4 protein-coding genes, 1 tRNA gene and 1 rRNA gene are annotated in these 6,451 nt (G+C 44.6%); 3 read left to right on the top strand and 3 right to left on the bottom strand.

The window, feature by feature from the left end; all coding sequences use genetic code 11:
• Nucleotides 1-8 precede the first annotated feature (8 nt).
• Nucleotides 9-124, top strand: a 5S ribosomal RNA gene (rrf, locus tag AB4496_RS00870).
• A 71-nt stretch (nucleotides 125-195) separates the two neighbouring features.
• Nucleotides 196-286: transfer RNA gene (locus AB4496_RS00865), tRNA-Ser, on the top strand.
• Nucleotides 287-412: 126 nt separating this feature from the next.
• On the opposite strand, the gene ilvY is transcribed toward AB4496_RS00865, so the two are convergent.
• Nucleotides 413-1,303: an HTH-type transcriptional activator IlvY gene (gene ilvY / locus AB4496_RS00860; protein ID WP_009848087.1), complete on the bottom strand. Its 891-nt coding sequence runs from the start codon at nucleotides 1,301-1,303 to the stop codon at nucleotides 413-415.
• Between the two features lie 146 nt (nucleotides 1,304-1,449).
• Between ilvY and ilvC the strand changes: the two genes are divergently transcribed.
• Nucleotides 1,450-2,934 (top strand): ketol-acid reductoisomerase, encoded by a 1,485-nt coding sequence (gene ilvC / locus AB4496_RS00855; protein ID WP_009848086.1) that lies wholly within the window; start codon nucleotides 1,450-1,452, stop codon nucleotides 2,932-2,934.
• Between the two features lie 275 nt (nucleotides 2,935-3,209).
• Here ilvC and ubiK read toward each other — a convergent pair whose 3' ends face one another.
• Together ubiK and AB4496_RS00845 are read right to left on the bottom strand one after the other, a co-directional pair.
• Nucleotides 3,210-3,461 carry a ubiquinone biosynthesis accessory factor UbiK gene (ubiK, locus tag AB4496_RS00850; protein WP_009848085.1) on the bottom strand — a complete coding sequence of 84 codons (252 nt, stop codon included), beginning with the start codon at nucleotides 3,459-3,461 and terminating at the stop codon, nucleotides 3,210-3,212.
• A gap of 119 nt (nucleotides 3,462-3,580) precedes the next feature.
• On the bottom strand, nucleotides 3,581-6,451 hold a 2,871-nt coding region (locus AB4496_RS00845), incomplete at its 5' end, for a multidrug efflux RND transporter permease subunit (protein WP_372130493.1).

Below are 6,451 nucleotides of genomic sequence, written 5' to 3'. Positions count from 1 at the left end.
AAAATTTGCTTGGCGACCATAGCATTGTGGACCCACCTGATTCCATGCCGAACTCAGAAGTGAAACACAATAGCGCCGATGGTAGTGTGGGGCTTCCCCATGTGAGAGTAGGACATCGCCAGGCTTTAAATAACGTTACTTGCATTAGCAATTAACAACATCAGTAGTGTACTAATCTATTGATGACAATTTGTTGGAGGGATGGCTGAGTGGTCGAAAGCACCGGTCTTGAAAACCGGCAACCGTTAATAGCGGTTCTAGGGTTCAAATCCCTATCCCTCCACCACCATTGAAAAGCCCGCTGAGAAATCAGCGGGATTTTTTCATATTTGTCGTTTATGAAAAAAAAAAAAGAGCACTAACGTGCTCTTTATCTGTGCCTCCACATCTGCTTGTTATCGCTTATAGATAACTAGTCAGGGATATACTTTCCTTCGGCTACCTGCCAGAACGCTCTAATCAATGGGTTCTCAAGTTGAGATCGTTTACAGCAGACACCTAATTCAAAGGGTTTGATTGGTTCTATTTTTAAACGATCGACTTTATCTCTCACTGGGCTGTTGTTGATTACAACGTCTGGAGCGATACCAACCCCACAGCCAAGAGCAACCATACTTACGATAGCTTCATGACCTGATACCTGAGCGTAAATGTTGGGCTTTATCTTCATCTTTTTGAACCACGCGTTCGCACGTTCTCGTGCAGTACCTGCTTCTGGGATGATAAAAGGCACTTCATTCCAGTTTGGTTTCTCTGATTGCAGCTGCTGGCTAAAACTACTGACACCGGATGGGATGATGACTGACAGTGGTATATCGCTGATGGTTTCGAACTCTAATCTTGAGGGAAGAATGTCTGGTTTTGCTGAGATAGCAATATCAGCCTCATCATTTAGTATCTTGTCGATGGATTGCGCTGGGTCACCAGTAGAGAGCTTAAACTCAATATACGGATGAATAGCCCTGAATTCAGTAATGAGTTCAGGAAGGTGACTGTAGCTTGCTGTTACGGAACAGAAAATGCGGATCTCACCCTTGAGCTCCTGTTCTCCGCCTTTTAGGTGGAGATTATATTGCTGCCACTCGCCAACGATGCTCAATGCCACAGGCAACAGATGTTTCCCTGCTGGTGTGAGGTCAACACTTCGATTATCCCTGATAAGCAGTTCTTGCCCTGTTTCTTCCTCAAGCTTTTGTATTTGACGACTAAGGGCAGAAGGACTGACGTGCATAGCAGCTGCTGTTTTGCTGAAACTCTTGCTATCACATAAATGTATAAATAATTGTAGAGATTTTATGTTCATGTTTTGCGATCATTTCCATGTTGCATTTATTGCAATAACTAATTGTGAATATATCACTTTCAGCAACGGAGTGTCTGTTTTAGTATGAAGTCATTCGATAGAGAGATATCGACCTTACGGACTTATTTTTAAAGGAGTGCCCTACAATGGCTAACTATTTCAATACATTAAACCTTCGTGAGCAACTAGACCAATTAGGTCGCTGCCGTTTCATGGATCGTGAAGAATTTACGACTGAAGCTGAATACCTTGAAGGCAAGAAGATCGTCATTGTTGGCTGTGGTGCTCAAGGCCTAAACCAAGGTCTAAACATGCGTGATTCTGGTCTAGACGTATCTTACGCTCTTCGCCAAGCTGCAATTGATGAGAAGCGTCAATCATTCAAGAATGCTGATGAAAACGGCTTTGTTGTGGGTAGCTACGAAACGCTAATCCCTCAAGCAGATCTAGTTATCAACCTTACTCCAGATAAGCAACATACAAACGTTGTTGAAACAGTAATGCCCCTAATGAAGCAAGGCGCTGCTCTTGGTTACTCTCACGGCTTTAACGTTGTTGAAGAAGGCATGCAATTACGTTCTGACCTTACCGTTGTAATGGTTGCACCTAAGTGTCCAGGTTCTGAAGTTCGCGAAGAGTACAAGCGTGGCTTTGGTGTACCAACACTGATCGCTGTTCACCCAGAAAACGACCCTAAAGGCGAAGGTTGGGATATCGCTAAAGCTTGGGCTGCAGGCACTGGTGGTCACCGTGCAGGTTGCCTAGAGTCTTCTTTCGTAGCTGAAGTTAAATCTGACCTTATGGGTGAGCAAACTATCCTTTGTGGCATGCTACAAGCGGGTTCTATCGTATCTTACGAGAAGATGATTGCTGATGGCATCGAACCAGGCTACGCAGGTAAACTTCTACAATACGGTTGGGAAACGATTACTGAAGCACTTAAGTTCGGTGGCGTAACTCACATGATGGACCGTCTATCTAATCCTGCTAAAGTTAAAGCGTTTGAGCTTTCTGAAGAGCTAAAAGATCTAATGCGTCCGCTTTACAACAAGCACATGGATGACATCATTTCTGGTCACTTCTCTAGCACTATGATGGCTGACTGGGCGAACGATGACGTGAACCTACTAGGCTGGCGTGAAGAGACTGGTGAAACTGCATTCGAAAACTACCCAGCTTCTGACGTAGAAATCTCAGAGCAAGAGTACTTCGATAACGGTATCCTTATGGTTGCTATGGTTCGTGCGGGTGTTGAGCTAGCATTCGAAGCAATGACAGCATCTGGCATCATCGATGAGTCGGCTTACTACGAATCTCTACATGAGCTTCCACTAATCGCAAACACAGTTGCTCGTAAGCGTCTTTACGAAATGAACGTTGTAATCTCTGATACTGCTGAGTACGGTAACTACCTATTCGCTAACGTAGCAACACCGCTACTACGTGAGAAGTTCATGCCTTCAGTTGCAACAGACGTAATCGGCCGTGGTCTAGGTGAAACATCTAACCAAGTTGATAACGCTAAGCTAATTGAAGTAAACGAAGCTATCCGTAACCACCCTGTCGAGTACATCGGTGAAGAGCTACGTAGCTACATGAGCGACATGAAGCGTATCGCTGTAGGCGGTTAATTAGTCGCTTAGATACTGATAAATTTGTAGAAAAAGCGAAGCAGTATCACTAACTCCTTACAGGTTGGAGTTATAAATAAGCAACACAACATCTAATAAAAAGGCTTGGTCGCCGTTGACCAAGCCTTTTTGCTTTTAGTAACAAAGTCTTAAAAATCAATAAAATGAACATTGTTTGATAAGTATTCGTCGACTTTCAGTCCTTGATTGAGCTTCAGAAATACAAAAGGGTTGGTGTTTTCACACCAACCCTTTCAGTTTGCTTTCTTTTACGCTTATTTGTCGGCAATCTTCGCTTCTAAGTCCGCTAGCTTTTGTTCCATTTCAGTCAGCTTTTGGCGAGTGCGCAGTAGTACTTGTGTTTGAACATCAAACTCTTCACGGCTTACAACGTCTAGCTTGTTCAGTTGGCCTTGGATAACCTGACGAACTTTTTGATCTACGTCTGAACCAAGCTCTTTTACTGGTTGAGGCATAGAATCGTGGATCTGCTTAGCAATCTGCTCTAGTTTTTTTGGATCAAACATATCAATTAAAACTCCTGAATATTTACCACTATTCTATTTAATCACACTTGAGATGTCGCCTATGGCGTACAAAAAAAGGCCACCGAAGTAGCCTTTTTATTGTTATTACGACTTAGTGATTACTTATTATCAGCTAATTCTCTGTGCGCTGCTTTTGCTTCATCGACACGAGCTAGTTTTTCTAGGTCTTTGTCTTCAACAAATACAGGTAGAGGTTTGTGTTTTTCAGCTAAGTAGCTGTAAATCACTGGCAGTACAAATAGCGTGAAGAGAGTACCAATTGCTAAACCAGCAACGATTACGATACCAATACTGAAACGCTGAGCCGCACCCGCACCACTTGCGTACATCAGTGGGATTAGACCCGCGATCATCGCAGCCGTTGTCATCAGGATTGGACGAAGACGAACCTTCGCTGCTTCCATTACCGCTTCAATACGAGTTTTTTGATTGTGCAGCTGCTCTTCTTTCGCAACCTCACAAATCAAGATACCGTGCTTGGTAATCAGGCCGACTAAGGTGATCAAACCAACTTGCGAGTAGATGTTCATCGTTGCCGCGCCCCAAGCCAGAGCTATTAGGGCACCACAGATCGCCAGTGGTACAGATACCATGATAACCAGTGGGTCTTTCAGTGATTCAAACTGAATCGCCAATACCAAGAAGATGATTGCCAGAGCTAAACCAAAGGTCGCGTAAAGTGCGCTACCTTCTGTTACGTATTGGCGTGCTTCACCCATGTAGTCATGGTTGTAGCCACTTGGAAGCTTATTCGCTGCCGTGTCTTCAAACCACGCAATTGCATCACCCATTGCAGCGCCTGGAGCCGGTACCGCACCAATCGTCGCCGAGTTCAATTGGTTGAAGTGAGGAAGAGAGCGAGGCTCTGCCACAACATCAATCGTAATCAAACTGCCTAGTGGTACAGCGTTGCCGTCTGCAGCACGTACGTAGTAGTTGTTCATTGATTCTGGGTTCAAACGGAATTTACGTTCAACTTGAGGAATAACCTCGTAAGAACGGCCATTCAAGTCTATACGGTTCACGTAGCCATCAGACATCATGGTACCGAGCGTGATACCGATATCTTGCATGGTCACACCGTATGCGCCTGCTTTATCCTTGTCGATGTTGATCTTCATGGTTGCTGAGTCGTAGTTCAGGTCGAGATCTGAATATACGAACAACGGGTTTGAAGAGACATCAGCCAGAATGTCTGTGGTAATTTGGAACAAGCTTTCAAAACTGTTTGGCGTTGTTATGACAAATTGAATTGGAAGGCCTGAACCAGCACCGGGTAGTTCTGGCATTTGGAATGCAGTTACCGCCATTCCTGGAACATCTTTCACCAAATTACCAACGCGGTTTGCTACGTCTGATTGGCTTGCTTCACGTTCGCTCCAAGGAACCATAGACGCGATACCAAATGCTTGGTTTGCATTTGGCACACCTGTAAATACCTGTGCGTAAGCAACTTCTGGCTGATCAGACAGAATCTGGTTTACGTCGTTCATGGTATTTTGCATGAAGTCTAAGTTTGCATTCGACGGTGCTGTACCCATCAACATGATTACACCTTTATCTTCTGAAGGTGCTAGCTCACTAGGGATGAATTTGAACAACAACGGTAAACTTGCAAATACGATGATAGCAAAACCAATAAATACTGGACGATGTTGCATTACCGCACCAAGCATACGCTCGTAACGGTTAGTCATGCCATCTAGCACGCTATGAACTTTCTGCTCAAACTTGCTTGGCTCAGCGTGAGCTTTCAGCATTTTCGAACACATCATTGGCGAGAGCGTTAGTGCCACAATGCCTGATACGAAAACCGAACCCGCTAGGGTTAATGCAAACTCTTTAAATAGCGAGCCTGTAATACCACCCATCATCGCAATTGGAGCATATACCGCACCTAGCGTTAACGTCATTGCGATAACAGGCACCGCAATTTCGCGGGTACCGATAATCGCTGCACGGAAAGGGGACTCGCCGAGCTTGATATGCCTGTCGACGTTTTCAAGTACTACGATCGCATCATCTACCACTAGACCGATGGCAAGTACCATTGCAAGTAGTGTCATTAGATTCCAAGAGAAACCCATTGCCTGCATTACCATTGCCACACCAATCAAAGACAGTGGGATAGTAATAATAGGGATCAGTACCGCTCGGAATGAACCTAAGAATAAAGTAATCACGATCAATACGATTAATGCCGCTTCAAGGATAGTCTTAATAACTTCTTGAATTGACTCGTTAATCGCAATAGTTGAATCGTACATGACGTTCATTGAGATGTTGCTTGGTAGGTTCTTCTCTAATTGAGGAAGAAGTTCCAGTACATCAGCTGCGATGTTGATTGGGTTCGCACTTGGCGCCGCATTGATCGCGGCTACAACCGCCTCTTGGCCGTTAGCACTTGCTCGGTAAACATCGTGACTTTTCTCAAGAGAAACTTTCGCGATATCGGATAGGCGAATGATCTCACCTTCTCCGCTTTTCACGACTAGATTCTCTAGTTCTTCAGTGTTTGATACCTGAGTATCGGCACTGCCGTTGTAAAGCACGAACTCACCGGTCGCTTGACCCGTAGCTGATTGGTAGTTGTTAGCGTTCAGTACCGTCATTACATCAGATGCAGTCAGACCAATCGCCGCCATTTTTGATGGGTCTAGCCATACGCGCAGTGCGTATTTCATACCACCATATAGGTCAACTTTAGATACACCATTAACCGTAAATAGCTGCGGGTTGATTACACGCTCTAGATAGTCGGTAATTTGGCTCGATACCAATTCGTCACTGGTAAAACCAATATAGAGTACAGCGGTTGTTGAACCGGTAGACATGGTTACGGTTGGATCTTCAGCCTCTTTAGGTAGCTGAGAACGTACCGAGTTTGTCTTGGCCAGTATGTCAGACAATGCCGCATTCGGGTCGGTGTTCAACTTCATGTTCACGGTAATCGTAGATTTACCTAGCAC

Source organism: Vibrio sp. 10N.222.46.A1, assembly GCF_041473595.1.
GTDB classification, from domain to species: domain Bacteria; phylum Pseudomonadota; class Gammaproteobacteria; order Enterobacterales; family Vibrionaceae; genus Vibrio; species Vibrio tasmaniensis_A.
Note: the sequence above shows the minus strand (reverse complement) of the source record. Positions and strands in the feature narration are given on the sequence as shown.